The sequence below is a fragment of the Solidesulfovibrio sp. DCME genome, from assembly GCF_049995385.1.
Taxonomy (GTDB): domain Bacteria; phylum Desulfobacterota; class Desulfovibrionia; order Desulfovibrionales; family Desulfovibrionaceae; genus Solidesulfovibrio.
The window spans coordinates 4,551,657-4,578,364 of record NZ_CP188261.1 but is presented as its reverse complement, the minus strand read 5'-3'; the positions used below and the strand labels follow the sequence as shown (position 1 = coordinate 4,578,364).

The window sequence follows — 26,708 nt, the reverse complement described above, 5'->3', positions numbered from 1 at the left end:
TTTGACAAAAAAGTACGTTCCGGCCCGTGCAGGCCGCCGGTGGACCCCATGCGGCCGGCCTGCGCGGGAGGATCGCATGGGCAACGAGTTGAAAACCATCGAAGCATCCGTCCCGGGCGGCGCGGCCGGGCAGGCCGCCGACGCGTCGGGCCTGCTGGTCGCCTGCGGCGGGACGTTCGACCCCCTGGTCAAGGCGCTACGCATCGGCCTGGTGCGCGGCCTGGCCGGCATCATCGGCCAGGGCTGGGACCATGACCACGTGGTGGCGCTGGCCCGGGAGCTGGTCCGCCAGGACGTGCTGGTCCTGGTGGCGGCGAACGCGGCACCGGGCCTGGAAACGGCCGGCGGGCTCGAGGACTCGGTCGCGGAAGCGGTCGGGGCCGGGCTGGGGGATTTTTGCGATCACCTGGGCCTGGCGCCCGTGGTGCGCCTGGACGGTGACGGGGAAGCGGCGCCGATCCTGTGGTCGTGCGCCTGGCTGGCCGAGGCCCTGGGCGTGGCCGGCGAGGCCCTGCCCGTGGTCGTGTGCGCCCCCCAGGGGCCTTCGGGGCAGGCCGCCGGCATCGGGCTGCACGAAGCGGCCGCGGCGGCCGGCTGCGAACCGCGCTGTCGCCTGGGCGAGGCCTATGGCGTCGAAGCCGACCCGGCCGGGGCGGCGGCGGCCATCGGCCGGCGCATCACGGCCAGGCGGCTGGCCCTGGGGCTCAACGACCGCTACGACGGCACGGTCTATTCGTGAGGCGCGCGCCAGCGCCGACGCCGGCGCCGGCGCCGGCAACGGCGGACGGGGCGCGGCCTTTCGGCCGGTTGGCGGTTAGCCGGCGCAGACGCGGTTGCGGCCCGTTTCCTTGGCCCGGTAGAGAGCCTCGTCGGCCCGGGCGACCAGGGCGGCGGCGGATTCGCCGGGGCGGGCCTCGGCCAGGCCGAGGCTAATGGTCACCCGGCCGGCCGCCGGGAACAGGTGGTTTTCCACGGCCAGCCGCAGCCGTTCGGCCAGTCGCCGGGCTTCCTGCAGATGCGTCCCCGGGGCCACGATCAGGAATTCCTCGCCGCCGTAGCGGCCCAGGCTGTCGCCGGCCCGCACGTGGTCGGCGACCAGGCCCGTCAGCTCCACCAGCACCGCGTCCCCGGCCGGATGGCCGTAGGTGTCGTTGATGACCTTGAAGTGGTCGATGTCGAACATGGCCACGGCCAGGGCGGACTGTTCGCCGGCCGTGCGGCGCAGGGCGCCATCGAGGATCTCGTCGATGCCGGCCCGGTTGGCGATGCCGGTTAAGGCATCGGTTGCGGCCCGGATGAGCAGCAGTCGGCGTTCCTCGGCCAGGGGCGTGATGTCGGCGAAGGTCAGGATGCGCCGGTCGAGTTCCGGGAAGGCGGCCACGGACACGAGGAAGGTGCGCTGGCGGACGTCCTCGCCGTCCAGGCGGGAGAAAACAGCCTGGTGGGTGGCGTCGGACCGGGCGCCGATGTTGGCGATCCAGGAGAAATCGGCCACGGCGTGGCGGCGGCCGTCGATTTCCAGGCTGCGGCCGGTGTGGCGGCCTTCCTTGAGGGCGGCCAGGCTCGGGGCACCCAGGAAATCCAGGAAGGTCCGGTTGACGTAGTCCACCTCGGCGCCGTCGCAGGTCAGGATGAAATTGGGGTTGATGTCCAGGGTGAACCGGAACAACTGGGCGCGGCTGGCTTCGGCCCTGGCCGCCAGCAACCCGGCGCCCAGGCGGGAGAGCAGGGTCAGCAGGGCCTCGGCCTCCACGGGCTTGACCACGTAGCCGTCGATGCCCATGGCGATGGAGCGCAGGAAGTATTGGGCGTCGCTGTGGGCCGTGACCAGCACCACGGGCGTGCCCTTGTCCATGGCCTTGATGGCCTCGGCCATGTCCAGGCCGTCCATATGGGGCATGTTGATGTCCGTGATCACGATATCCGGGCGTTCGTGCTTGTAAAAATCCAGCCCCGCGATGCCGTCCGCGGCCGTGGACAGCCGGCCGGCGAAACGCGACAGCATGAGCCCCATCTGTTCCCGGGCCAGCCGGTCGTCCTCGACGACCAGGATGTGGAGGCGGGAAAGGGACCGGTACTTCTGGCGGGCGGACGGGGTCTTGGCCATGGTCAACTCCCGGTGGGCTGGTTGGGGGCGGTGGCGGCCACGGCAGGGGGGGCTGGGGGCACCAGGGGCACACGCACGCAAAAGCGCGCCCCGGCCGCGGTGTTGGTGGCGGTCAGGCTGCCGTGCATGTGTTCTTCTATGATGGTCTTGGACATGTACAGCCCAAGCCCCGTGCCGCCGGTTTCGGTCTTGGTGGTGAAGTAGGGGTCGAAGATGCGGGGCAGGGCCGCCGGGGGGATACCGCCACCGTTGTCGGTCACGGTGACCACGGCCCGGCCGTGGCGCTCCATGACCCGGATGGCGAGCACCCCGCCGGTTTTGCGGCCGGCCAGGATGGCATCCTTGGCGTTGCCGAGCAGGTTGAGCATGACCTGGGAGAATTCGCCGCGAAAACCGAAGACGCTGGGGTTTTTGCGGGCCGTGAAACGGACCGTGACGCCGTGCTGGGTGAGGCTCGCCTCGATGAGCAGCAAGGCGTCGCCGATGGCCTCGACCACGGCGAAGGCTTCCCGCTGCTTGTCGGGTTTGAAGAAATTGCGGAAGTCGTCGATGGTGGCCGACATCTTGCGCAGGATCTCGCCGGCCGTGGCGTGGGCGGCCAGCAGTTCCGGGGATTCGTTGTCGCAGGTGGCCTCGTATTCGAAGCGCATGTTGGCCAGGATGATGGACAGGGCGTTTAAGGGCTGGCGCCACTGGTGGGCGATGTTGCCGATCATTTCGCCCATGGCGGCAAGCCTGGTCCGGTTGAGCAGCAACATGTCCTTCTGGCGGTTTTGTTCGGTTTCCTCGCGCACCCGGTCGGCCAGGTCGTGGTTGAGGGCCGAGACTTCCTCCTGACGGGCGGCCAGGGCGGCCAGGATGCGCTTGCGTTCCGTGACGTCGCGCACGTTGGCCAGGATGACCGGCCGTCCGGCCAGATCCAGGCGGCGCAGGTAGACTTCCACGTAAAAGACGCTGCCGTCGTGGGGCCGCCTGGCCTTCCATTCGAAGAACCGGTCCTGGCCGGCCATGGCCTCGCGCCAAAAGGCCCGGAGCTTGCCCAGGGGGTTGTCCTCGGCGGAGTAGTCGCGTTCGATGGAAAAGGCGGCGGCCTCGTCGCGGCGCACGCCGTACAGTTCCAGGGCCTTGTCGTTGAGGTCGATGATGCCGCCGTCCTCGCCGTGGAGGAAAATGGCGTCGTAGGTGCCGTTGAACACCCGTCGGAAACGGGCTTCCGAGGCCTTGAGCGCCTCCTCGGCCTGGCGGCGCTCGGAGATGTCCCGGTAAAAGCCCAGGATGGCCGCCCGGCCGCCGTAGGTGATGGATTGGGCCGAGATGTCGGCGAAAAAGACCGAGCCGTCGGCCCGGCGGCAGGGGATGCCCTCCAGCAGGCGCAGCCGGCCGGCCACGATGGCGCCGAACTGCTCCAGGGACCGTTCCCGTTCCTCCAGGGGATGCAGGTCCCAGGGGGACAGGGCGGTCAGGGCCTTTGGCGCGTAGCCGAACATGCGGCAGGCGGCGGCGTTGACCCGCACGATGGCCCGGCTGGCCACGTCGGCGATGACCAGGCCGTCGGAGGTCTCGTTGTAGATGGCCTCCAGTTCCTGATTGCTTTCGCGCAGCCGCAGCAGGGCGTCGCGGTAGGCCGTGACGTCGCGCCAGACGCTGACCAGGCCCTTGGGTTTTCCGTCCTCGTGAAAAAGCGGCGCCTTGATGACGTCGAAGTGGCGCTCCCGGCCGTCGGGCAAGGGCAGGGAAAGGCCGAAGACGTTCGTTTCGCGGCTGGCCCAGACACGGCGGTCCGAGGCCGAGGCGATTTCGAGAATGTCCTTGTCCAGGCCGAAACGGGCGGCCAGTTCGGTGTTGGTCAGTCCCTGCCAGGCGCCCGGGGACAGGCCGAAGGTGTCGAGCATGGCCTGGTTGGCCACGATCCAGTGGCCGTCGGCGTTCTTGAAGCAGATCGGGTCGGGCATGGCCTCCACCAGGGAGCGCAGGCGCAGTTCGCTCTCGGCCAATTCCCGGGCGGCCTGGCGGCGTTCGGCCGCCTCCATGGCCAGGGCCAGCAGGTCGGCGGCCGAGCCGGCAAAGGCCTGCTCGTCGTCGGCGAAGCGGCGCGCCGCCCCGGTGTGTTCGAGCTTGAGCACGCCGGCCGGCCGGCCGGAAAACCGCAGGGGCGCGTCCAGCAGGGAGACGATGCCGCGCGGGGTGAGGTAGGGTTCGACCAGGGGCTTGGTCAAGGGCGAGGCGGCGATGTCGTTGACGACCAGCACCCGTTCGTGGGCCAGGGCCTCGAAATAGCCGGGGGCATCGGCCCGGCGCAGGGACGAGCCCTCGTCGGAGCGGGCCACGCCGTTGGCGAAACGGCAGATCAGGCGGCCGTCGTCCGGGGAAAGGAGCCAGACGCCGGAGCGGCCGACACCCAGCACGGCCATGGATTTTTCCGTCAGCGCGGTGGCGAAGGCGGGAAAATCGCCATTTTCCAGGGACGGCAATCCGGCCAGGTCGTAGATGGCCCGGGCCTGGGCGCCCAGGCGCACCATGCGCGCCGCCAGTTCCCGTTCCCGTCGCTGGATTTCGTCCAGGAGCATCTCGTGGGGCCGGTCCACGCCCGTGACCACGGCCACCCGGCAGCCGAGCCAGAACCCGACGAGCTTGGCCGCGTGGGCCACCAGGTTCGGCCACAGCCCGTACCCGCTCAGGGAAAAGGCCACCTCGGCCAGGGCCAGAAAAGCCAGCATCACCAGCAACAGCGCCGTCAGGCGCTGTCCCAGGCCCAGGCGGGCACGGGCCAAAGCCGTTGCGGCCAGGCAGGCCAGGGTCAGGGCATGGGCCGCCAGGGCGAGGTGTCCCTCGGCGTCCGGCAAGGCCTTCCTGGACACGACCAGCAGCGCACCCAGGACGAGATTGACCCCGGCCACGGCGGCAAGCGTCGGGACGGCGGAAAGTGTTCTGCCCGATGCCAACCAGGCCCCCAGGCTAAGCGAGACCGCCAGGCCAAGGGGGCCGGCGTAGGCCAGCGCCTCGAGGTCGGCTGCGGGCAAGGGGAAATGCATCAGCCCCAGCAGGCCCAGGATATGGAGGGACCCATAGCCGGCCGCCATCAGGAAGGCCGCGCCGAAAACCAGGAAAAAGCCCTGCTCCACAAAGGCCCGGGCATTCCAGACGACCAGGAAGGCGGCCGCCCCGGCCACCAGGCAGCCCAGTTCGGACAGGATGTGGAACGGCAGGTAGTCGAGCAGCCCCAGCCCGCACAGGACCAGCAGGGCCAGGGCCATGGACCGGCAGCCGCCGCAAACGGACGCCGGCCGATGGCGCTCGTGCAGGGCAAGTTCCTGGTGGGCGGGGCCTGTCATGGTGGCGGCATGGTCATGGCGGTCGGCCGGCAACGGATTCGGGCATGAAACTGGGACTTGGGACGGTACACGGCGACTCCGGGGACGCTCCGAACCGGGCACGGGACGGATGAATACGATTGCCTACGAAAAGAGTCGGTTGGCGTCAAGGACTGCGGCCGCGATCCATTGACACGACCCCTGGCCGGGGCTACAGGCCAGGCGCCGGGAGGTGCCGCCAACGCGCGGCGGTTCCCGGTGTTTGCTGCGCCGCAAGGAGTCACGCGCCATGTTTCGAAATTCCCCAGCCAGGGCGGCTTTCGGCGTCGCGGTCCTGGCCCTGGCCTTGTTCGGCTGCCAGAAGCAGCCGCCGGCGCCGGTGGTCGCCTCGCCGGCCCCGGCCAAGCCCGCGGCCGCCGCCCGCCTGGAGGCGGGCAAGCGGGCCGCCGCCGCCGGCCAGTGCGCCAAGGCCGTGGCCGATCTGGAAGAGGCCGCCCGCCTGGAGCCGCGCGGCACGGAGGCGTTACTCTACCTCGGCCTGTGCGCCGCCCGGTCCGGCGACCTGGCCAAGGGCCGGGAGTATCTCGGCCAGGCCGCCGCCCTGGACCCGGCCGACCCGCGTCCCCTGGAGGCCCTGGGCATCGCCCTGTACGAGGCCGGGCAGCGGGAGGACGCGGCCAGGCAATTGGCCGAGGCTTCCAGGCGCGGCTCGAAAAGCGCCCAGGTCCAGTACTATCTGGGCAACCTGGCCATGATGGCCGGGGATTGCCGCGAGGGGCTGTCAGCCTATCGCCGGGCCATGATCCTCGACCCGGCCTTCGCCCCGGCCGTGGCGGAATACAAAAACGCCCGGGTGGCCTGCGCCCAGGCCGAAACACCGCCGCCGCCCCCGCCGCCGCCCCCGCCGCCGCCTCCGGCGCCCAAACCCAAACCCGCGCCCCACACGCCGGCCGTGCCAGCCGTCCAACCAGCCGCCCAACCCGCCGCGCCACCAGCCGCCACACCCGGCGCATCGCCACCGGTCGCCAGCCCGGCCGCGGCCGCGTCGCCCGGGGCGCCCTAAGCCGCTTGCGCCGTTCGCACCGCCGGGCCGCCCCGGGCGCGGCCGTGGCGGCTACATCTTTTCCAGGCGCACGTCCTCCATGGGCCGGCCCAGGAAGCGTTCGCCGATCTCCCGGAAGCGCAGGGGCAGGTCCGTGACGTGAAAGACGTGGCGCGGCGCGCCGTCCCCCTGGGCCAGGCCCAGTTCGGCCAGGACGGCGGCGGCCCGCTCGGCCATGGCCGTGGCCGAATCCTGCAGGCGCACCCCCGGCCCGGCCACGGACTGGAGCAGCGGCGCCAAAAGCGGGTAATGGGTGCAGCCCAGGATCAGCGTGTCCAGGTCCTCGGCCAGAAGGGGCCGCAGGTATTCCTCGGCCACGAGCCGGGTGGCCGGATGGTCCAGCCAGCCCTCCTCGACCAGGGGCACGAACAGCGGGCAGGCCTTGGCCACCACGCGCACGTCCGGCCCGCCAAAAAGGGCCAGGGCCTTTTCGTAGGCGCGGCTGGCGATGGTCGAGGGCGTGGCGATGATGCCGATGCGCCGGGTCTTCGAGACGGCCAGGGCGCTTTTGGCCCCGGCCGTGACCACCTCGATGACGGGCACGGGCGAGAGGGCGGTGATGGCCGGCAGGGCCACGGCGGCCATGGTGTTGCAGGCCACCACGAGCAGCTTGACGTTTTTATCCAGCAGGAATTTCGTGATTTCGCCGGCGTAGCGGGCCACGGTGTCCGGGGACTTGACGCCGTAGGGCACGCGGGCGGTGTCGCCGAAATAGACGATGCGCTCGTGTGGCAGGCGGTCCATGACGGCGCGGGCGACGGTGAGGCCGCCGACGCCGGAGTCGAAGATGCCGATGGGGCAGGATGCGTCGCAGTGCACGGGGCAAGCCTTTGGGCGCGGATTGGGCGCCCTGGGGCGCCCGGCGCACGACCGGCTACACCCCGGCCGGGGGGCGGCGTCAAGCCTTTTGTGCGGCTTGCCGGCCCAGGCGGCAGACCAGGGCGAATTCCTCGGGCCCGACCGGCATGACCGACAGGCGCGAACCCTTGCGCAAAAGCTCCATCCCGGCCAGCCCCGGCTCCCGGCGCATGGCGGCCAGGGGCACCGGGGCGGCGAAGCGCTCGTCCAGGCGCACGTCGACCATGAACCACAAGGGTTTTTCGGCCGTGGCCCGGGGATCGTAGTGGCCGCTTTGCGGGTCCTGGGCCGTGGCGTCGGGGTAGGCCTCGCGCACCACGGAAACGATGCCGACCGCGCCCGGGTTGGTGACGCTGTGGTAGAAAAGGGCCAGGTCGCCCAGGGCCATTTCGCGCAGGAAATTGCGGGCCTGGAAGTTGCGTACCCCGTCCCAGCCGGTGGTCCGTCCCGGGGCGGCGGCCAGGTCGTCGAGGGAAAAGCAGCCCGGTTCGGTTTTCAGCAGCCAGTGTCGGGGCATGGGGCGGGCGCCTCTAGGCCAGGCGGCCGATTTCGCTGGTGCAGGCCTCGTCCCATTCCAGGCAGTCGAGGTCGGTGGTGGCCTCGAAGCGGCTCAGGCAGCGCTCGCAGGCGGCGGGAACGCGGGCCTTGCCGTCGGCGACCTGGTCGCGTTCGGCCACCAGGCGCAGTTTTTCCCCGCAGTTGGGGCAGGTCGTTTCGAAGGTAGCGGTCTGTTTGGCCATGGCGGTCTCCTCCCGAGGGGCTCTCGGGCCAGCTTACGCGTCGCGGCCGTGCGGGGCAAGCCGGCCGTCTTCCGGGGCGGCCTGCCGCCGCTTCGGCGCGGCCGCGCGCCGGGCCAGGACGCGTTCGATGGCCGCGGCCAGATGCTGGCCCTCCACGGGCTTGGACAGGTAGTCGTCGATGCCGGCGGCCAGGAAGCGGTCCCGGTCGGCGGCCATGGCGTGGGCCGTGAGCGCGATGACCGGGATGTCGGGCCGTGGGGCCTGGCCTTGGCGGATGCACCGCACGGCCTCCAGCCCGTCCATGACCGGCATCTGGATGTCCATGAACACCAGGTCGATGCCGCCCCGGGCCAGGCGGGCCAGGGCTTGCCGGCCGTTTTCGGCCGTGGCCACGGTATGGCCCAGGTTTTCGAGCAGGCGCTTGCCGGCCAGCATGTTGACTGCGTCGTCCTCGACCAGAAGGATGGAGCATGTGGCCGCGCCGGCGGCCGCGGGGGCGGGGCCGGCCGGCCGGTCGCGCCGGGCCGGCGGTTGCGGCAGGCGAAGCGGCAGGGACAGGCAGACCGTGGTGCCTTGGCCTTCCTCGGAGTCGATGTCGAGGCCGCCGTCCATCAGCCGCACCAGCCGGCGCACGATGGAAAGCCCGAGCCCCGCGCCCTGGAAGCGTCGGGTGTAGGTGCCCTCGGCCTGGACAAAGGGGTCGAAGATATCGCGCAGGCGTTCGTCCGGGATGCCGACGCCGGTGTCGGCCACGACGAAAAGGATGCGCGCCCGGGAATCGTCTCGCCGAAGCGGTGCCATCTCCACGAGAAGCCGCCCGTGGTGCGTGAATTTAAGGGCGTTGCCCACCAGGTTGAACAGGATCTGGCGCAGGCGGGCCTCGTCGCCGACCAGGGTCGGCGGCAGGTCCGGGGCGAGCGTCACGTCCAGGGACAGCCCCTTGTCCCGGGCCGGGGCGGCGAACAGGTCCAGGACTGCGTCGCGCAGCGCCGAAGGCGCAAAGGCGGCCTCGTGCAGGACGAGCTTGCCGGCCTCGATGCGGGAGAGGTCCAGGATATCGGAGAGAAGCCGCGTCAGGCGCAGCGAGGACAGCGTGGCCGCCCGGATGTATTCGGCCTGGTCGGCGTCGAGGGCCGTGTTGGACAAAAGCTGGAGCATGCCGAGCACACCGTTTAAGGGCGTGCGGATTTCGTGGCTCATGTTGGCCAAAAATTCCGATTTGGTCCGGCTGGCGCTCTCGGCGGCTTCCTTGGCCGCCACGAGGGTGTCCTCGGCCTTGCGTCGTTCCAGTTCGCTGCCGGCCCGGATGCCGACCAGGGTCAGGAGGGATTCGGCCAGGCGGACATCGCGGATGGGCTGGCGGCTGAGGCAGGCGATGAGGCCGTTGGGCCGGCCGGCGTTGTCCCAGAGGGTGACGCCGATGTAGCCGTCGGCTGCGATATCCTTAAGCATCCGGTCGTTGGGGAACAGCGCGCGCACGCCGCTGGGGTAGACGCACACGGCCTTGCCGACCGCCAGGCCGCAGGGCGTGTCGGCCAGGGCATAGCGGAAATTGTCCTCGACCCGCCCGTCGCTCACGAAGGCCAGGGTGGTGGCGGTCAGGCCGTCGCCTTCCAACCGGTCCACGCACACGTACTCCACATGCAGGGCACGGGTGAGATAGAGAGCCAGGGACTGGAAGAAGTCCCGTCCCTCCTGGTCGCGGCCGCAGGTGGCCAGGAAAGACAGGGCCTGCTCCAGGGTCTTGCGTTCGGTGATGTCCTGGATGGTGCGGCGAAGCCCGGTGATCCGGCCGTCGGCGTCCTTGACCACTTCGCACCGGGTGAAGATCCAAAACGGCTGGCCGTTTCGCCGGGCCTCGAGGTCCATGCCGAAGCCCTCGCCCGTGTCCAGGGCGATTCTCAAGGCTTGCCGCAGCTGCAGCCAGTTTTCCTCGGTGTAAAGCCAGCCCCGTTGCTCCTCCAGGCCGGGGAAGGGCCGGTCCGGGGCCAGGCCGAAGATGGCCTGGAGGCCCGGCGAGGTCGTGGTGGTGCCCGAACGGGCATCCCAGAACAGGCTGCCCATGTGGGCCAGGCGCTGGGCGTCGTGCAGTTCCCGCTCGGCCAGGCGCAAGGCGTCCTGGGCTGTCCTTTTTTCCGTGATGTCCTGGAAATAGACCGAAATGCCGCCGCCTTCCCGGGGGTAGCAGCGGTTGTGGAACCAGCGATCCAGGACCGGGCAGTAGTATTCGAAATCCCGGGGTTCGCCGGCGGCCGCCAGGCGGAATTCGGCTTCCAGTGGCGTCCCGACCGAGGATGGAAAGACCTCCCCATGGTTTTTCCCGAGCACGTCTTCCCGGTGGATGCCCAGCAGGCGTTCGGCGCAGGAATTGATGTAGAGGAAACGCCACTGGGCGTCGAGGACCTGGAACCCGTCGCCGATGCTGTCGAGAATGGTCTGGAGTTGTTTTTCCGCGTGCTTGCGGCCGGTGATGTCGAGGACGATGCCGTGGTAGCGCGCCACCCGGCCGTCGGCGTCACGCGAGGGCCGGCCGATGGAGAGCAGCCAGCGTTCCTGGCCCGGGGGCAGGGCGACGCGCCATTCGAAGGCGATGTCCCCGCCGCTGTCCAGGGCTGCCTTGGCGATGGCCACGGCCCTGTCCCGGTCCTCGGGGTGCACGGATTGCAGCCAGGCCTCGGCCGAGGGGGGCGCGTCGTTTGGCTGCCGCCCGTACAGGGCCCAGATCTGCTCGGACCAGATGTTGGCGTTGGTGCGGGTATCCCACTCCCAGATGCCGGCCTTGGCCGCCTCCAGGGCCAGGACCAGCCGCTCGGACGATTCCCGCAGGGCCGCTTCCAGCCGGCTGCGCTCGGTGATGTCCGCGAAGATGCAGTGGGTGCGCGCAAACCGCCCGGCGGCGTCGGACTGGACCCGGCCGTTGAAGCTGGCCCGGATACGGCGCCCGTCCCTGGTCAGCATGTCGAACTCGACCCCGTCGATGACGCAGGCCGCCTTGAACATGGGGAAGTTGCGGTCGAAGTGCTCGGCGTATTCCGGGGCCAGGAAGTCGCCGAAAAAGCGGCCCACCACCTCCTCCTTGGCATAGCCCAGGATGTCCAGCCACTTCTTGTTGACGTCCAGGAAAAAGCCTTTCTCGTCCAGGGACTGGTAGGCCAGGGGGGCGTTTTCGAAAAGCAGGCGAAAGCGGTTCTCGCTGTCCCGCAGTTCCTGGAGGAGGCGTTTTTGTTCGGTCACGTCGCGCCCCACCACCACCGAGCCGATGATGGCGCCGGCCTTGTCGCGGATGGGGCCGAAGCTGTAGCTGCCGGTCCAGCTCTCGCCGGTGTCGCGGCGGGCGATGCGGTACTCGGCATTGATGGCGGTCTCGCCGCGAAGGGCCCGGGGCACGGCCCACCGGTCGACGGGGGCCGGGCTGCCGTCCTCGAAACGGACGTCGAGAATGTCGTTATAGGCCTCGACGACCGTGGGGCAGGCGTCCTTGCCGGGGAATTTGTGGAACGTGGCGAAGGCGTCGTTTAAATGGACGAAGTGTCCCTCGGCGTCGGAAATAAAGACCGCGTCGGTCATGCTGGACAGGGCCGCCTCCAGGGTGGCCGCCCAGCGCTCGGACTCCTTGCGGGCCAGGTGGAGCCCCTCGTCATGGGCCTTGCCCGGTGTTTTGGCCGGGGCGGGCTCGAACACCACCAGCCAGCGCTCGGGCGCCGCGTCGGCCCCGGGCACGGGGTCCACGGCCACGGCCACGCCGGCGCCGGTCGCACCGTCCGGCCAGGCCGGCGGCATGGTCACGGGACGGCCCGTGGCGATGGCCTGGCGCAGGGCCTGGCCAAGGATGGGTTGGAGGCCGGGATGGGCCAGGCGCAGAAGATTGGGGCGTGCGCCCGGCGGGGCCAGCCAGGGGGCGAGGGTGCCGCGCGCACTGACGATGGCGCCTTCCCTGTCGACCAGGACGGCCGGCGGGTCGTAGCGCCGGCGCAAGGCCGCCTCCAGCAGCCTGGCCTCGTGGCAGTCACCAGGGGACACGGATGGTTCCCCTTTCCCGGACGCGGTTGCTGTGGCCATGGGTCTCCCCTGCGGTCGGGCCGGTAACAGCGCCCGGTCATGCCGCACGACGGCACCGTTGCCTTCACGGTAGCATCAATGCGCCGCCCGAGGCAATGCGGTGCGTGGCCGGGCCGGCCGGGCGGGATTGTTGACGCTGGCTGGCCGCAGGCGCATCATGCCGCATCCGCGAGGCTGCCATAGGGAGGAGGGGAGCATGCGCGCCGTGACCTGGCTGTTGCGCGTCCTGGCCGCCGAGGGCGTCCGTCACGTGTTCCTGGCGCCGGGGGCGGGCGGTGCCGCTTTGGCCGCCGAGGCCGCCGCCGCCGGCCTGGTGCCCATCGTGGCCGCTGGCGCGGCTGGCGCGGCCGTCATGGCCGACGGTTATGCCCGGGCCTCGGGACGCTTCGGGGTCTGCCTGGCCGGGAATGGCCCCGGTGTGGCCGGCCTGGTGGCGGCCGCGGCCGCGGCCCGGGCCGATGCCTCGCCGGTGCTGTTCGTCACGGACGCCCAGGGGGACGCGGCCTGGCCGGACCCGGCCGACGCCACGGCCCTGCTGCGTGCCGCCACGGCCGCTTCCGTGGCCGTGACAGCGCCCGACCGGCTCGCCTCCCGGTTGCGGGCCGGCCTGACGCGGCTGCTGGCCGGCCCCAAGGCCCCGGTCCACCTGCAACTGCCGTTTGCGGCGCCGGCCCCCGAGGGCGGGCCGGCCTGGGTGCCCCTTGACGCCGCGGTCTACGCCCCGCGTTTCGTGGATGGCCGGGCCGTGGAGCGGCTGTGGCGCATCCTCGTGCCCGAAGGCGGCGGCCCGGCGCCCACCCGGCTGGCTGTCCTGGCCGGGGCCGGCGTGGAGAAATCCGGTGCGGCCACGCAACTGCTGGCCTTCGCCGAACTCTTCGAAATCCCCGTGGCCACGACGCTTCGGGCCAAGGGGGCCTTTCCCGAGGACCATCGCCTGTCCCTGGGCGTCCTCGAGGCGGCCCGGCCCGGCCTGGCCGGCCGGGTCCTTTCGGACGAGGCCCTGGAGGTGCTCGTGGTCCTTGGCTGTTCTTTTGCCGAGGCCGAAGGCCCGTCCATGGCGGCCCGCCTGCGGCCGGGCCGGGTCCTGGCCCAGGTGGACGTGGACGCGTCCGTGCCCGGGCGGGACGTTTTCGCCGACGTGCCCGTGGTCGGGGACTGCCGCGAAGCCCTGGCCCTCATGATGGAGGGCGGTTCGGCCAGGATCAACCGTTTCCGGTCGGGCAACCAGGCCCGGGCGGCCTGGCTGCGGGAGAAACGGGCCAAGGGATCGGCCGGGGACGCGGGCGAGGCCGGGCAAGGCCGGGATTTGGCCCACGGGCCTGCGGCCAGCCCTGGCCCGGTCCAGGGCCGCGAACCGGATTTGGCTTTCGTGGCCGAGGCCCTGCGCCGGGCCCTTCCCCGGCGGGGCTGCCTGGCCGTGGATGGCGGCCCGCCGCGTGAGGTGGCGGCGCGCCGCTTCGCCGCCTTCGAACCGCGCACCTTTTTTACGGCCATGGGCGCGCCGTTGGCAGGCTGGGCCTTGGCCGCGGCGGCGGGCGTCAAGGCGGCCCTGCCCGACCGGCCGGTGGCCTGCCTCACGGACGCGGACGGCCTGCTGGGGTATGGCCTGGAAGTGGCCACGGCCGTGCGGCACGGCCTGGGCATCGCCTACGTGGTGGCCCACGGCCCGGGCCGTGACGACGCCCGGTTGCCTGCCGCGAGGGCTGCCGTCGATTTCGCGGCCCTGGCCCGGGCCATGGGCGCCCGGGGGCTCGTGGCCCAGCGGCCCCAGGACGTGGCCCCGGCCCTGGCCGAGGCCCTGTCCGGGCCGGGGCCGTGCCTGGTGGACGTGCGCTGCCGCTAGCCCGTCGCTTCCTCCTGCGACGCCGTCGGCCCGGGCCATGACCGCCGGGGATGACGGCGCCGGGATTCCTGGTTTCCTCCCCGGCCGGTCCTCTTCCCTGTGCCCTTCCCCCGCCCGGGGGACGCCTGCCTCGTGCCGGCCCATGCTAATGGGCATCGGCCGTGTGCTAACGGAAGTTGGCATCACAACCGTTTTCTTGGGTAAAAAACAGCATGATTTCAAGGGTAGGCCTGGCCATGCCGGCTGGTATCCCGTTTGCTAGGGGGAGCCTGCGGCCCGAAAAGACGCTGGGGCGCGGCAGGGCGCGGCCGCCAGGCCGGAGGAGCCCCGCCGCGGCGGCGTCCGGGGCGGTGAAGGGCAAGCTGGGAACACCGGGAGCACGCCATGAATCTGCAAAGGATGTTTCTGCTGATCACGGGTTGCATCTGCCTGGCCACCTTTGCCAGCATCGTGTGCATCGTCAAAAGCGAATTCGAAAAAAGCATCATCGCCCAGTACCAGGAAAAGGCCGACATCCTCCTGCAGAGCATGAAGGCCGTGCGCGCCCATGTCGGCGTCGTCGTGCGGCCCGAGGCCACGAAACTGATCGGCAAGGACGGCTTCGTCGTGTCCTTGCAGTCCACTTCCTTTGCCGCCAACAAGGTGTTCGCCGCCATCCCCGAAACCCACCGCTACGCCGTGACCTTCCGCACCCCGGCGACCAAGCCGCTCAATCCGGCCAACACGGCCAGCCCCGTGGAGGCCGAACGCATCGCCGCCCTGGATGCCCGGCACGCCGCCGGCGAAAAGGACCTCGTCTGGAAGGGCGTGCGGGCCGTGGACGGCCAGGACTGCTACGTCATTGCCCTGGGCGAGGTGACCAGGGAAAGCTGCCTGCCCTGCCACAAGGCGCGCCAGGACGCCCCGGCCGACCTGCGCGACAAGTACCCCTTCGACCAGCCGCCGCGCCAGGCCGGCCGGGTGGAAACGGCCGAGATCGTGACGATTCCCGTGGACAGCCTCTACGCCGCGGTGCGCCGTTCCTCGGCCGTGGCCGGCATCGCCGAAGCCCGCGACCTGGCCGCGGCCTCGCGGGACGTGCTGCGCGGCATCGCCTCCCAGGTGGCCGACGCCGCCGGCCGGGCCGAAGCCATCGTCGTGGCGGCCGCCCGCCAAAGCGCGGCCCAGGGGGCCGTGGCCACGTCCCTGGAAGCCATGGGCGCCGAGGCCGGCGGGGCGGCGGCGGCCATGGACCTGGCCGACGCGGCGGCCGGGGAGATGGTCGAACGGGTCGGGAACCTGCACGCCCTGCTGGCCTCGCTGGAGGACGGCGGGGCGAAATGACGGATTTCACCCGTGGAGGCACGGGAATACGTACAGGAAGGAGTTGCACATGGCACTGAGCAGACGCGAGATGTTGGCAAGCCTCGGCGGCCTGGCCCTGGGCTCGGCCCTGGCCGCAACGGCGGGCCGGGCAATGGCCGCCCCCTTCGACCAGGCCGCGCCGGCCTTCGGCTGGACGCCGCGCAAACTCGACCCGGCGGCCTGCGCCCGCACAGCCTACGCCGGCTACTGGCACGAGGACTACGGCTGCTGTTACGGGACCTTCTATGCCATCGTCGGCACCATGGCCGAGCAGTATGGCGCCCCCTACAACCAGTTCCCCTTCACCATGATGGAGGTAGGCAAAAGCGGCATCTCGGACTGGGGCACCATCTGCGGGGCGCTGCTGGGCGTGGCCTGCGCCTATGCCCTGTTTTGGGGCCGCAAGGAACGCAACCCCATGGTGACGGAACTGTTCCGCTGGTACGAGCAGGCCGCCTTTCCGGCCTTCGACCCGGGCGGCGCGGCCAAGGGCGCGCCCGGCCCCCTGCCGACCAGCCGGTCGGACTCGGTGCTGTGCCACATTTCCGTGAGCCGCTGGTGCTTCGCCTCCAAGATCGCCGAGGGCAGCAAGCAGCGCAACGAACGCTGCGCCCGGGTCACGGCCGACGTGGCCCAAAAGGGCATCGCCATCCTCAACGCCAAGATCGACGGGGCGTTCGCGCCGGCCGGCAAGTCCGAATCCGTGGCCTACTGCGGCGAATGCCACGGCCGGGGCAAGACGGCCGACGACACCAAGGGCCTGATGGACTGCAAGCCCTGCCACAGCGGCAGCGAGCACACCCAGGACAAGTTCCGCAACCATCCCTCCTGATCCCACCGCAAGCCCGGAGCCGCCACGGGCGGCGCGCGGGGGCCGGGCCGTCGGTTCGGCCCCCGCGCGTGTTTGCGGGACGCCGCCGCGCCTCAATGCCGCCGGGGGCGCCGCATCTTCTTGAGCCGCGCCCGGACCGGGAACGCATCCCCTTGGGGCGGGGTGCGGGACGGGTGTGGCCGGGCCGGCCCCAACGCCACACGCCCGGGACGGTCCCGGGCGGCGGCCGCCGGCCAGCCGGCCGTGCCGGGGGGCGGGGCGTTTGCGGTCCTCCCGGGAGTGGGGGGGCTGGGCGGCTACCGGCGTGAGGGTGATGTTGAAATTATGCAACATGACGCGCTTGTCTCGGGGTGAGGCGGTTGCAGAATCTCGCTTGTTTTTCTCGGATATGTTGCAAATTTGCAAATCTGATGCACATTCGCAACTCGCCGGGCCGGCCTGCCCCGGCCAAAGCCCCTGGCCCGCCGCGGCAGCGCCCCCCGATCCATATATTTTACTGTTTTAAATAAGCTTCTTGCGCAAATTCATCTGACGTTCTTTCCCGCGTAGCACGCATCTTGCTTGGGTGCCCCGGCAATGGTCCGGGAGCCGGCGCTCCGGATGGCCGTGTCATTTCGACCCTGATTCGTGACGACTGGTCTTTCGCGGCGACCCGTGGATGACGCGGCCTGGCCGTGCGCCCGGGGACCGCCGTGGGCGGCCAGGGGGGAGGCGGCTTGCGGGGAGGGCGCCTTGCCCCGACGGATCGTGGGATACCGTACCGGCAGGCCCGCCAGGGACCGCGCGACACCCCCGAAAACCGGCGTGAAGACTCCGAACAACGCCTGCAGTCGAAAAGGAGAGCAACGGATGGAGCCGAACCTGGCCGCCTCCCTGGCGGAAACCACCAAATTCCAGAAACTGTGCGGCATCCTCGACCACTACGGCCGACACCCCGCCCGCCTGGTGCCCATATTGCAAGCCCTGCAGGAGGAGTACCGCTACCTGCCCGAGGAGGTGCTGTCCTACGTGGCCACTTCGCTGGGCATCCCCGAAGCCAACGTCTTCGGCGTGGCCACCTTCTACGCCCACTTCGCGCTCACGCCCAAGGGCAAGTACATCGTGCGCCTGTGCGACGGCACCGCCTGCCACGTCAAGCACTCGATCCCCATCCTCGAAGCCCTGCGCGACCGCCTGGGCGTCAGCGAAGACAAACCCACCACCCCGGACATGCTTTTTACCGTGGAAACCGTGGCGTGCCTCGGCGCCTGCGGCCTGGCCCCGGTCATGGTCATCAACGAGGACGTCTACGGCCAGATCACCCCGGAGCGCGCCGTTTCCCTCGTCGACGCCATCCGGGCCAAGGAGTTGCAGTAATGGAAGGCCCCATCCTCGAATCCGTCTCCCCGGACGCGGTCGCCGCGGACCAGTCGGGGCTGCGTCGCGTCATCGTCTGCGCCGGCACCGGCTGCGTGGCCAACGGCTCGAAAAAGGTCCTGGCCGCCCTGGAAAAACAGATGGCCGCCGCCGGCCTCGACCTCGTCCTGGAATTTAAGCCCGAAGGCCACGGCGACGGCCTGCGCCTGTCCCACAGCGGCTGCCAGGGCTTTTGCCAGATGGGCCCCCTGGTCACCATCCTGCCCGAGAACATCCTCTACACCAGGGTCACCGAGGAGGACGTCCCGGACATCGTCCACCTGACGCTGCAAAAGGGCCAGCCCGTGGAGCGCCTGCTCTACGTCGAGCCCCGGTCCGGGGAAAAGTGCCTGGGCCCGGACCAGATCCCCTTCTACCAGCGCCAGCACCGCAGCGTGCTCAAGGAATGCGGCTTCATCGACCCCGACGAGATCAAGGAATACGTGGCCCACGGCGGCTACGCGGCCGCGCGCAAGGCCTTTGCCGCGATGGGCGCCAAGGCCGTGTGCGACGTCATTTCCGAATCGGGCCTGCGCGGCCGGGGCGGCGGCGGGTTCCCCACCGGCCGCAAGTGGGAGGCGGCCCGCCTCCAGGACAACGCCAAGAAATACGTCATCTGCAACGGCGACGAGGGCGACCCGGGCGCGTTCATGGACCGCAGCGTCATGGAGGGCAACCCCCACTGCGTCATCGAGGGCATGATGATCGCCGCCCGGGCCATCGGCGCCGACGAGGGCTACATCTACGTGCGGGCCGAATACCCCCTGGCCGTCAAACGCATGCGCCAGGCCGTGGCCGACGCCGAGGCCGCCGGGCTACTCGGCGACGACCTGTTCGGCTCGGGCCAGTCCTTCCGCCTGGAAGTCATGGAAGGGGCCGGCGCCTTCGTGTGCGGCGAGGAAACGGCGCTGATGGCCTCCATCGAGGGGCGTCGCGGCATGCCCGCCCCCAAGCCGCCGTTTCCGGCCCAGAAAGGGCTGTGGCGCAAGCCCACGGTCATCAACAACGTCGAGACCCTGGCCCAGGTGCCCCGCATCGTCCAGGCCGGTGCGGCCGCCTACCGCGAGCTCGGCACCGAGCGCTCCCCGGGCACCAAGACCTTCGCCCTGACCGGCCACGTCTGCAACACCGGCCTGATCGAGGTGCCCTTCGGCACCACGCTCGGCGAGATCGTGTTAAACATCGGCGGCGGCGTCACCGACGACCGGGGCCACATCGACAAGGCCGGCTTCAAGGCCGTGCAGATCGGCGGCCCCTCGGGCGGCTGCCTGACCCCGGACCTCCTCGAGTTGCCCCTGGATTTCGATTCCCTGCGCTCGGTCGGGGCCATGGTCGGCTCCGGCGGCCTGGTCGTCATGAACCAGAAGACCTGCATGGTCTCCGTGGCCCGGTTTTTCATGGAATTCACCCAGCGCGAATCCTGCGGCAAGTGCGTGCTGTGCCGCGAGGGCACCAAGCAACTGCTGGCGCTGCTCGACGACGTCATCGAGGGCCGGGGCACGGCCAGGACCCTGGAGCTGCTCGAGACCCTGGGCCGGGCCGTGCAGATCGGCTCGCTGTGCGGCCTGGGCAAGACCGCGCCCAACCCGGTGCTGTCCACCCTCAAGCACTTCCGCCACGAATACGAGGAGCACGTCTTCGAGAAGCGCTGCCGGGCCGGCCGCTGCAAGGCGCTGGCCCGCCCGAGCATCAATGCCGCCGTGTGCAAGGGCTGCCGCCTGTGCGTCAAGGCCTGCCCGGTCGGGGCGATCATGGGCGAGAAAAAACAGCCCCACAGCATCGACGAGGGGCTTTGCGTCAAATGCGGCGCCTGCGCGGTCGCCTGCAAGTTCGGCGCGGTGGAGGGAATCTAGTCATGACCAAGAATACGCAACCCATGGTCGTCATCGACGGCAAGGCCGTTCCCATCGAGGGGGAACGCAACCTGCTCGAGCTCATCCGCAAGGTGGGCATCGACCTGCCGACCTTCTGCTACCATTCCGACCTGTCGGTCTACGGCGCCTGCCGGCTGTGCCTGGTGGAGGTGAAGGACCGGGGCATCCTGGGCGCCTGTTCCACGCCGCCGGAACCGGGCATGGAGATCCGCATCCACACCAAGGAGCTGCGCGAGGTCCGCAAGATCGCCGTGGAGCTCCTGCTGGCCAACCACGACCAGAGCTGCCCGACCTGCTTTCGCAACGGCGCCTGCAAGCTCCAGGAGATCGCCCGCAAGCTCGGCGTGTCCCAGGTGCGGTTTCGGCCCGTGCAGGAGCCCGTGGCCGTGGACGTGTCCTCGCCGTCGCTGGTGCGCGACCCCAACAAGTGCGTGCTGTGCGGCGACTGCGTGCGCATGTGTTCGGAGATCCAGGGCATCGGCGCCATCGGCTTCGCCTACCGCGGCCACAAGACGGCCGTGCTGCCGGCCTTCGGCAAGGGCCTGGCCGATGTCGAGTGCGTCAACTGCGGCCAGTGTTCGAGCGTGTGCCCGACCGGGGCGCTGACGCCCAAATCCGAGATCGAGGACGTCTGGAACCTGCTGGCCGACCCCGACATGACCGTGGTGGCGCAGATCGCCCCGGCCGTGCGCGTGGGCATCGGCGAGTGCTTCAACACCCCCTCGGGCGACCCGACCATGGGCCGCATCGTGGCGGCCATGAAGACCATCGGTTTCGACCAGGTCTACGACACCACCTTCGCCGCCGACCTCACGGTCATCGAGGAGGCCGAGGAGTTCCTGGCCCGCAAGGCCGCCGGCGAAAAGCTGCCCCAGTTCACCTCCTGCTGCCCCGGCTGGGTCCAGTTCGCCGAGCAGTACTACCCGGAACTGTTGCCCAACCTGTCCTCGTGCCGCTCGCCCCAGCAGATGTTCGGCTCCCTGGTCAAGGAGATGCTGCCCGGGCAGATGGGCGTTTCGCGCCAGAAATTGGCCATTGTCTCGGTCATGCCCTGCACGGCCAAGAAGTTCGAGGCGCGCCGGCCGGAGTTCGCCAAGGACGGCGGCCCGGACGTGGACTGCGTGCTGACCACCCAGGAGCTGGCCCGGATGATCGAGCAGGCCGGGCTTCGCTTCAACGACCTGGAGCCCCAGTCGCGCGACATGCCGTTCGGCTTCGGCACGGGCGCGGGCGTCATTTTCGGCGCCTCGGGCGGCGTGACCGAGGCGGTGCTGCGCTACGCCGCCGAGAAGGTCACCGGCCAGACCCTCTATGACACCGACTTCACCGAGGTGCGCGGCGATTCGGGGCTTCGCGAGATCAATATCGAGGTCGGCGGGGCCACGCTGCGCCTGGCCGTGGTCCACGGCCTGGCCAACGCCCGGGTGGTGGCCGAGAAGGTCAAGGCCGGGCAGTGCGACTACGACCTCATCGAGGTCATGGCCTGCCCCGGCGGCTGCGTCGGCGGCGCCGGCCAGCCCGTCAACCTGGACCTGGCCGTGCGCAAGCGCCGGGCCCTTGGCCTGTACAAGAGCGACAAGGGTCGCCAGCTGCACAAGGCCCAGGACAACGTCTTCGTCAACCAGTGCTACGCCAAGTTCCTGGGCGATGTCGGCGGCCACAAGGCCCACGCGCTGCTCCACACCGCCTACGGCAGCCGCCGGCGCATCTCCGACGAGACGCTGGTGCTTCTGGGCGACACCCGGGAGCCGCGGCTGCAGGTGCGGGTGTGCCTGGGCACGAGCTGCCACCTGCGCGGCGCCCAGGACATCTTAAACGGCCTGCTCGCCCACATCGTGGACCAGGGCCTGGAAAACGCCGTGGTGGTCAAGGCCTCGTTTTGCCACGAGGCCTGCGCCAGCGGACCCAACGTGGAAATCGGCGAGGAGAGGATACACCGGGCCAGCCTGGAAACGGTCCTGGCCGCCCTGGACCGCCATCTGAAAAACCCCCTGCCGCCCACGGCCGGTGCCGGCCGCGACTGCGGCCACGACTGCGCCTGCGGCAAGGCGTAGGATTCCTCGCCCGGCTGGCCTTCGCGCGTGACGGAGGCCGCCGGGCGGGCCTGCTGGCGGGTCCGCTTCCCCACGGGGGCGGGCCCGTTTTTTTTGGGCCGCAAACGGCGCCATGGCCGCGCGGCCGCAGGGGGAAAGGGACGGGCAAACCGTGGCCCGGGGCACAGCCTTAGTCGCGCCCGCCGAGTTCGCCGCTGCGCTTGACGGCCCGCAAAAGCCGCAGCCCCAGGACGATGGCGCAGGCGCAGCCCAGGGCGCCGAAAAGCGAGACGTCGAAGAAAAGCGGCGGCACGCGGCTGGACAGCACCAGGCAGGAGCCGAGAAACAGCGCCGCCGTGACCAGCCCGTAGACCAGCCGGTTGACCGTGCCGTCCAGGCCCTTGTGGTCCAGGCGCACGTCGAGGCGGCCTTCGCGGCCCCGGCGCAGGATCTCGGCCGCGTCCCGGGGGAAGCTCTCGAGCAGGGCGTTCCAGTCCCGGTAGCCGCGCCGCAGCCTGGCGAACACCTCGCCCGGCGAAAAACGGCGCAGGAGGATCTTCGAGGCGTAGGGCGTGATGACTTCGATGAGCGAAAACCCGGGGTGCAAGGCCCGGGAGGCGCCTTCGAGGACGGCGAACACCTTGATGAGGTGGGCGACCGTGGGCGGCAGCAGGATGCCGTGGCGGCGCACCAGGGCCGAGACGTCGGCCAGGGCCCCGGTCAGGTCGAAGGCGCCCACGGCCTGGCCGGCGTAGTCGGCCACGAACTCCTCCACGTCGCCGGCCAGGGCCTGGCGGTCCAGCCCCGGCGGCAGGCGGCCCAGGCGCATGACCTGCTCGGTGAGCGCCCCCGCGTCGCCCGAGGCCACGGCCAACAGCGCCTCTTCCAGGGACCGGCGGGTGCGCTCGTCGATGCGGCCGACCATGCCGCAGTCGAGCAGCCCGAGCGTGTCGCCGGGCAGGATCAGGATGTTGCCCGGATGCGGGTCGGCGTGGAAGAAGTTGTCGCGAAAGATCATCTCCAAAAAGACGTCCGCGGCGTTGCGGGCGAGCCTGGTGCGGCGCTCGGCCTGCCCGGGCGAGGCCGGCGCGGCGGCCAGGGCGGCCACCGACACCCCGTCGAGCTCCTCCATGGTCAGGACGCGCTTGGCGCTCAAATGCGGGTAGGTCCGGGGGAAGGCCACGCGCCCGTCGCCGGCGAAATTGGCGGCGAAATGGCGCAGGTTGCGTTCCTCGCGGGAAAAATCGAGCTCCCGCAGGATGGTGCGGCGCATCTCGGCGGCCACGGCCAGGGGCTGGTAGAGGCGCAGCTCCACGATGCCGCGTTCGGCCAGTTCCGCCAGGCCCATGGCGATGTCCAGGTCGGCCCGGATGTTGTCCTCGATGGCGGCGTGCTGGACCTTGACCACCACCCGGCTGCCGTCGGCCAGGCGCGCCCGGTGGACCTGGCCGATGGAGGCCGAGGCGACGGGCGTGTCCTCGAAGGCGGCGAACAGGGTTTCCGGCGCGGCGGCCAGTTGTTCCTCGATGGTGCGGCGCACGGTCCGGGGCGGGTCCGGGGCGGTGTCGTCGCGAAGCCCGGCCAGTTCGGCCGCGGTTTCCGGGCCGACGAGGTCGGGGCGGGTGGACAGGATCTGGCCGATCTTGATGGCCGTGGTGCCGAGCTCGGTCATGGCCAGGCGCAGGCGCTCCTCGCGGCGCAGGCCGGCCAGGTCGCCGCCGGCCGGGCCCTTGAGGTGGTCGCGCAGGAAGGGGACGTCGGTTGCGGCCAGGAACTCGGCCAGGCCGTACTTGGCCAAAACGCCGGCGATTTCCGCGAACCGCCGGGCGTTTCGGGCCAGATGCGGGATGGAGGCCAGGGAGAACATGGCCGGGCGCGCCTAGTCCACCGGGCACAGCGGCCTTTCGCGCCGCCAGCGGAAGGCCTCCACGGTGTTGGCCATCAGCGTGGCGATGGTCATGGGGCCGACGCCGCCCGGCACCGGGGTGATGGCCGAGACCACGTCCAGGACGTTGTCGTAGTCCACATCGCCGCACAGTTTGCCGTCGGGCAGGCGGTTCATGCCCACGTCCACGATGACCGCCCCGGGCTTGACCATGTCGCGGGTGATGAGCTTGGCCTTGCCGATGGCCGGCACGATGAGGTCGGCCTGGCGGCAGATGGCGCCGAGGTCCGGGGTGCGCGAGTGGCACACGGTCACCGTGGCGTTGCCGAAGGGCGTTTGGGCCGACAGCAGCATGGCCATGGGCTTGCCCACGATGTTGCTGCGCCCAACGACCACGGCCTGTTTGCCGGCCGGGGACAGGCCGTAGTATTCGAGCAGCTTCATGACGCCGTAGGGGGTGCAGGGCTTGAGCCCCGGCAGGCCGATGGACAGCCGGCCGACGTTTTCCGGGTGGAAGCCGTCCACGTCCTTGCGGGGGTCGATCATCGCCAGGCAGCGGTTGGCGTCCAGGCCCCGGGGCAGGGGCAGCTGGAGCAGGATGCCGTCGATGTCGTCGCTTTCGCACAGCTCGGCCAGGTGCTTTTCCAGGGCGCACTGGGTGGTGGAGCCGTCGAGCCGCCAGATGCGCGAGACGATGCCCACTTCGTCGCAGGCCTTTTCCTTGTAGCGGACGTAGATCTGGGAGGCCGGGTCGTCGCCCACCAGGATGACGGCCAAGTGTGGCGCCCGGCCGTGTTCCCGGACGATGGCGTCCACGTCGTTGCGGACCTTCTGGCGCAGTTCGGCCGCGACTTTTTTTCCGTCGATGATCAACATGCTGTCTCTCCTTCGGCGCGGGCGGCGGGCCTCGCCCCCGCCATCGCCTGGTGTTTACCGGCGAGGGCCATTCCCGTCCACCGCAAATGCCGCAGCCCGAAGACGCGGGCAAGGCGGTCCTTGTCCGGCGTCCCCGGGCTGCGGAAACAGGCGGCCGGGAAGGGTTGCCTCCCCGGCGCGGATGGCGCGCGCGGTCTTATTCTTCGCCGTTTTCCTCGGTGTCGTACCAGTTGTCGGCCATGTAGGGGCCGTAGAAGATGGCCGCGTCCTCCAGCTCCTCCTCGATGCGCAGCAGCTGGTTGTACTTGGCCAGGCGGTCGGACCGGCACAGCGAGCCGCTCTTGATCTGGCCGGCGTTGATGCCCACGGCCAGGTCGGCGATGAAGCTGTCCTCGGTCTCGCCCGAGCGGTGGGAGATCACGGTGGTGTAGGCGGCCTGCTTGGCCATCTCGATGGTGTCCAGCGTCTCGGTCACGGTGCCGATCTGGTTGAGCTTGATGAGGATGGAGTTGGCCACGCCCTGGCGGATGCCCTCGTCGAGGATGTCGGGGTTGGTGACGAAGATGTCGTCGCCGACGAGCTGGATGCGCTCGCCCAGTTCCACGGTGAGCTTTTTCCAGCCGTCCCAGTCGCCCTCGGCCAGGCCGTCCTCGATGGAGATGATGGGGTAGCGGTCAACGAACCCGGACAGGTAGGCGACCATCTCGTCGGAGCTCATGGTGCGCTTTTCGCCGCCGAGCACGTATTTGCCGTTTTTAAAGAATTCCGAGGCGGCGGCGTCGATGGCCAGGGAGATCTCGTTGCCCGGCCGGTAGCCGGCTTCCTCGATGGCCTTGATGATGTACTTGAAGGCCTCGTCGTGGTCCTTGAGGTTGGGGGCGAAGCCGCCCTCGTCGCCCACGGCGGTCATGTGGCCGTCGGCGGCCAGGATCTTCTTGAGGGTGTGGAAGGTCTCGGCGCCCATGCGCAGGGCGTCGGCGAAGGTGCGCGCGCCGAGCGGCACGATCATGAATTCCTGGATGTCCAGGTTGTTGGGGGCGTGCGCCCCGCCGTTGATGATGTTCATCAGCGGTACGGGCAGGACCTTGGCGTTGATGCCGCCGAGGTAGTTGTACAGCGGCTGGCCGAGGAAGGTGGCGGCGGCGCGGCAGACGGCCATGGACACGCCGAGGATGGCGTTGGCGCCCAGGCGCGACTTGTTCTCGGTGCCGTCGAGGTCGATCATGGTGTTGTCGATGGCCACTTGCTGCAGGGCGTCCATGCCGATGATGGCCTCGGCCAGTTCGCCCTGGACATGTTCCACGGCCTTGGTCACGCCCTTGCCGCCGTAGCGGGAGGCGTCCTGGTCGCGCATTTCCAGGGCCTCGCGGGAGCCGGTGGAGGCGCCGGAGGGCACGGCGGCCCGGCCCGAGGCGCCGGATTCCAGGGTGACTTCCACTTCGACGGTGGGATTGCCGCGGGAATCGAGGATTTCCCTGGCCCAAACGGCGGCGATGGTGCTCATGCGCGTCTCCTTATGGATCGTTGGTGGATATGGCGTGCGGATGTGGCGGGCCGGGCGGCCCGGCTCCCGAGGCTGTAACGCAATTCGCGGCGATTTATAAGTCCCGGGCCACGGCGTTTTCGCGACGCGGCCGTGTCGCGTCCTCGAAAACAATGATCGAATGTATAAAGGGGCGCCGCACTAGACGGTGATGTCCGGAAAATCGGTCCGGCCCAGGGCGTCCTCGCGCCGGCGGACGTGGCGCAGGAATTTGCTCGCCTCGGAGAAATCCGGCGCGCTGGCCAGGGCTTTTTCCAGCAGTTCCCGGCAGCCGGACAGCTCGCCCTTGTCGTAGAGCACCCGGGCCAGGTTGAACAGGATCCGCTCGTCGCTCGGGGCCAGTTCCAGGGCCTTGCGGTAGTAGGCCGCGGCGGTGTCGAAATTTTTCTGCTTGCGCAGGTGGATGCCGAACGCGTTGATGGAGCGTTTGAGGGCCTCGCCGCCCTGGGCCGCGCCGCAGTGGGTGAGGACCTCCAGGGCGGCCGCGTCGTCGTCGGGCACCCCGGCGGCGGCCAGGGCCACCAGCAGCACGGTGAAAAGCGCCCGCTCGGCATCGGGCAGGGCGTTCTGGTCGAGCTTGGAGCCGACGTCGCGCAGTAGCCTGGTCAGCACCAGGGCGGCCGGCCCCAGGCGCTCGTTGAACACCAGGGGCGCCGGCAGGAAATGGCTCAGGAATTCCTGGGGCGTGACGGTTTTTTGCAAAGGCAGGGGCAGCTTCTTGTCGTCCAGGGGAAAGATGAGGATGCGGGCCACGTCCAGGCGGATGGCCAGCCAGTCGATGCGCTGGGTGAAGTCGCGGCCCGAGGCGGCGGACTTGCCCATCTTCTCGATTTTCTGGGACTGGTAGCAGCCGAGCATTTCCGGAAGCATGACGCCGTCCTGTGGCGCGCCGGCTTGGGATGAGGC

Annotated in this window: 18 protein-coding genes; 8 read left to right on the top strand and 10 right to left on the bottom strand. The window is 70.1% G+C overall.

Going from position 1 to position 26,708, the window contains the following annotated elements; translation table 11 throughout:
- Nucleotides 1-76: 76 nt before the first annotated feature.
- A complete protein-coding gene (locus tag ACP59X_RS20265; RefSeq protein ID WP_428561997.1) occupies nucleotides 77-739 on the top strand; it encodes an anaerobic carbon-monoxide dehydrogenase catalytic subunit in 663 nt (220 codons plus the stop codon).
- A 75-nt stretch (nucleotides 740-814) separates the two neighbouring features.
- Here the strand turns inward: ACP59X_RS20265 and ACP59X_RS20260 are convergent, their stop codons facing one another.
- The gene (locus ACP59X_RS20260; protein ID WP_428561995.1) at nucleotides 815-2,107 is read right to left on the bottom strand and encodes a diguanylate cyclase; all 1,293 of its coding nucleotides are present in this window, start codon (nucleotides 2,105-2,107) and stop codon (nucleotides 815-817) included.
- Nucleotides 2,108-2,109: 2 nt separating this feature from the next.
- A complete protein-coding gene (locus ACP59X_RS20255) occupies nucleotides 2,110-5,439 on the bottom strand; it encodes a PAS domain S-box protein (RefSeq protein ID WP_428561993.1) in 3,330 nt (1,109 codons plus the stop codon).
- Nucleotides 5,440-5,707: 268 nt separating this feature from the next.
- On the opposite strand from ACP59X_RS20255, the gene ACP59X_RS20250 reads away from it, so the two are divergent.
- Nucleotides 5,708-6,481, top strand: coding sequence for a tetratricopeptide repeat protein (locus ACP59X_RS20250; protein WP_428561991.1), 774 nt, complete (start codon nucleotides 5,708-5,710; stop codon nucleotides 6,479-6,481).
- Between the two features lie 51 nt (nucleotides 6,482-6,532).
- Here the strand turns inward: ACP59X_RS20250 and murI are convergent, their stop codons facing one another.
- The 4 genes from murI to ACP59X_RS20230 all read right to left on the bottom strand — a co-directional run bounded on the left by murI (nucleotide 6,533) and on the right by ACP59X_RS20230 (nucleotide 12,138).
- The gene (murI, locus tag ACP59X_RS20245; RefSeq protein WP_428561989.1) at nucleotides 6,533-7,339 is read right to left on the bottom strand and encodes a glutamate racemase; all 807 of its coding nucleotides are present in this window, start codon (nucleotides 7,337-7,339) and stop codon (nucleotides 6,533-6,535) included.
- 79 nt (nucleotides 7,340-7,418) lie between these two features.
- Entirely contained in the window at nucleotides 7,419-7,895 is a 477-nt protein-coding gene (locus ACP59X_RS20240; RefSeq protein ID WP_428561987.1) for an EVE domain-containing protein, read from the bottom strand.
- A gap of 13 nt (nucleotides 7,896-7,908) precedes the next feature.
- Nucleotides 7,909-8,118 carry a hypothetical protein gene (locus ACP59X_RS20235; protein ID WP_428561985.1) on the bottom strand — a complete coding sequence of 70 codons (210 nt, stop codon included), beginning with the start codon at nucleotides 8,116-8,118 and terminating at the stop codon, nucleotides 7,909-7,911.
- Nucleotides 8,119-8,151: 33 nt separating this feature from the next.
- Complete coding sequence (locus ACP59X_RS20230) at nucleotides 8,152-12,138, bottom strand: PAS domain S-box protein (RefSeq protein ID WP_428561983.1); 3,987 nt, start codon at nucleotides 12,136-12,138, stop codon at nucleotides 8,152-8,154.
- Nucleotides 12,139-12,373: 235 nt separating this feature from the next.
- Here ACP59X_RS20230 and ACP59X_RS20225 point away from each other — a divergent pair, with 235 nt between their 5' ends.
- The 6 genes from ACP59X_RS20225 to ACP59X_RS20200 all read left to right on the top strand — a co-directional run bounded on the left by ACP59X_RS20225 (nucleotide 12,374) and on the right by ACP59X_RS20200 (nucleotide 21,519).
- On the top strand, nucleotides 12,374-14,020 hold the full coding sequence (locus tag ACP59X_RS20225; RefSeq protein ID WP_428561981.1) for a thiamine pyrophosphate-binding protein: 1,647 nt from the start codon (nucleotides 12,374-12,376) through the stop codon (nucleotides 14,018-14,020).
- 384 nt (nucleotides 14,021-14,404) lie between these two features.
- Nucleotides 14,405-15,343: a Tll0287-like domain-containing protein gene (locus ACP59X_RS20220; RefSeq protein WP_428561979.1), complete on the top strand. Its 939-nt coding sequence runs from the start codon at nucleotides 14,405-14,407 to the stop codon at nucleotides 15,341-15,343.
- A gap of 49 nt (nucleotides 15,344-15,392) precedes the next feature.
- On the top strand, nucleotides 15,393-16,196 hold the full coding sequence (locus tag ACP59X_RS20215) for a split-Soret cytochrome c (RefSeq protein WP_428561977.1): 804 nt from the start codon (nucleotides 15,393-15,395) through the stop codon (nucleotides 16,194-16,196).
- Between the two features lie 849 nt (nucleotides 16,197-17,045).
- Nucleotides 17,046-17,552 carry an NADH-quinone oxidoreductase subunit NuoE family protein gene (locus ACP59X_RS20210; protein WP_428561975.1) on the top strand — a complete coding sequence of 169 codons (507 nt, stop codon included), beginning with the start codon at nucleotides 17,046-17,048 and terminating at the stop codon, nucleotides 17,550-17,552.
- Nucleotides 17,552-19,444 (top strand): NADH-ubiquinone oxidoreductase-F iron-sulfur binding region domain-containing protein, encoded by a 1,893-nt coding sequence (locus ACP59X_RS20205; protein WP_428561973.1) that lies wholly within the window; start codon nucleotides 17,552-17,554, stop codon nucleotides 19,442-19,444. Before ACP59X_RS20210 ends, ACP59X_RS20205 begins: the two co-directional genes overlap by 1 nt.
- A gap of 2 nt (nucleotides 19,445-19,446) precedes the next feature.
- Nucleotides 19,447-21,519, top strand: coding sequence for a [FeFe] hydrogenase, group A (locus ACP59X_RS20200; protein WP_428561971.1), 2,073 nt, complete (start codon nucleotides 19,447-19,449; stop codon nucleotides 21,517-21,519).
- 169 nt (nucleotides 21,520-21,688) lie between these two features.
- On the opposite strand, the gene ACP59X_RS20195 is transcribed toward ACP59X_RS20200, so the two are convergent.
- From ACP59X_RS20195 to ACP59X_RS20180, 4 genes are all read right to left on the bottom strand, one after another.
- The gene (locus tag ACP59X_RS20195) at nucleotides 21,689-23,365 is read right to left on the bottom strand and encodes an ABC1 kinase family protein (RefSeq protein ID WP_428561969.1); all 1,677 of its coding nucleotides are present in this window, start codon (nucleotides 23,363-23,365) and stop codon (nucleotides 21,689-21,691) included.
- A 12-nt stretch (nucleotides 23,366-23,377) separates the two neighbouring features.
- Nucleotides 23,378-24,259: a bifunctional methylenetetrahydrofolate dehydrogenase/methenyltetrahydrofolate cyclohydrolase FolD gene (folD, locus tag ACP59X_RS20190; RefSeq protein WP_428561967.1), complete on the bottom strand. Its 882-nt coding sequence runs from the start codon at nucleotides 24,257-24,259 to the stop codon at nucleotides 23,378-23,380.
- A 196-nt stretch (nucleotides 24,260-24,455) separates the two neighbouring features.
- The gene (eno, locus tag ACP59X_RS20185) at nucleotides 24,456-25,763 is read right to left on the bottom strand and encodes a phosphopyruvate hydratase (RefSeq protein ID WP_428561965.1); all 1,308 of its coding nucleotides are present in this window, start codon (nucleotides 25,761-25,763) and stop codon (nucleotides 24,456-24,458) included.
- Between the two features lie 180 nt (nucleotides 25,764-25,943).
- Nucleotides 25,944-26,672, bottom strand: coding sequence for a tetratricopeptide repeat protein (locus ACP59X_RS20180; protein ID WP_428561963.1), 729 nt, complete (start codon nucleotides 26,670-26,672; stop codon nucleotides 25,944-25,946).
- Nucleotides 26,673-26,708: the final 36 nt, after the last annotated feature.

What these genes read in the sequence shown, in the direction of transcription:
- ACP59X_RS20240 (WP_428561987.1), bottom strand. Translation starts at nt 7,895, where the DNA reads ATGCCCCGACACTGGCTGCTGAAAACCGAACCGGGCTGCTTTTCCCTC.
- ACP59X_RS20205 (WP_428561973.1), top strand. Translation starts at nt 17,552, where the DNA reads ATGGAAGGCCCCATCCTCGAATCCGTCTCCCCGGACGCGGTCGCCGCG.
- ACP59X_RS20235 (WP_428561985.1), bottom strand. Translation starts at nt 8,118, where the DNA reads ATGGCCAAACAGACCGCTACCTTCGAAACGACCTGCCCCAACTGCGGG.
- ACP59X_RS20215 (WP_428561977.1), top strand. Translation starts at nt 15,393, where the DNA reads ATGGCACTGAGCAGACGCGAGATGTTGGCAAGCCTCGGCGGCCTGGCC.
- eno (WP_428561965.1), bottom strand. Translation starts at nt 25,763, where the DNA reads ATGAGCACCATCGCCGCCGTTTGGGCCAGGGAAATCCTCGATTCCCGC.
- ACP59X_RS20195 (WP_428561969.1), bottom strand. Translation starts at nt 23,365, where the DNA reads ATGTTCTCCCTGGCCTCCATCCCGCATCTGGCCCGAAACGCCCGGCGG.
- ACP59X_RS20260 (WP_428561995.1), bottom strand. Translation starts at nt 2,107, where the DNA reads ATGGCCAAGACCCCGTCCGCCCGCCAGAAGTACCGGTCCCTTTCCCGC.
- ACP59X_RS20265 (WP_428561997.1), top strand. Translation starts at nt 77, where the DNA reads ATGGGCAACGAGTTGAAAACCATCGAAGCATCCGTCCCGGGCGGCGCG.
- ACP59X_RS20200 (WP_428561971.1), top strand. Translation starts at nt 19,447, where the DNA reads ATGACCAAGAATACGCAACCCATGGTCGTCATCGACGGCAAGGCCGTT.
- ACP59X_RS20210 (WP_428561975.1), top strand. Translation starts at nt 17,046, where the DNA reads ATGGAGCCGAACCTGGCCGCCTCCCTGGCGGAAACCACCAAATTCCAG.
- ACP59X_RS20250 (WP_428561991.1), top strand. Translation starts at nt 5,708, where the DNA reads ATGTTTCGAAATTCCCCAGCCAGGGCGGCTTTCGGCGTCGCGGTCCTG.
- ACP59X_RS20255 (WP_428561993.1), bottom strand. Translation starts at nt 5,439, where the DNA reads ATGACAGGCCCCGCCCACCAGGAACTTGCCCTGCACGAGCGCCATCGG.
- ACP59X_RS20225 (WP_428561981.1), top strand. Translation starts at nt 12,374, where the DNA reads ATGCGCGCCGTGACCTGGCTGTTGCGCGTCCTGGCCGCCGAGGGCGTC.
- folD (WP_428561967.1), bottom strand. Translation starts at nt 24,259, where the DNA reads ATGTTGATCATCGACGGAAAAAAAGTCGCGGCCGAACTGCGCCAGAAG.
- ACP59X_RS20180 (WP_428561963.1), bottom strand. Translation starts at nt 26,672, where the DNA reads ATGCTTCCGGAAATGCTCGGCTGCTACCAGTCCCAGAAAATCGAGAAG.
- ACP59X_RS20220 (WP_428561979.1), top strand. Translation starts at nt 14,405, where the DNA reads ATGAATCTGCAAAGGATGTTTCTGCTGATCACGGGTTGCATCTGCCTG.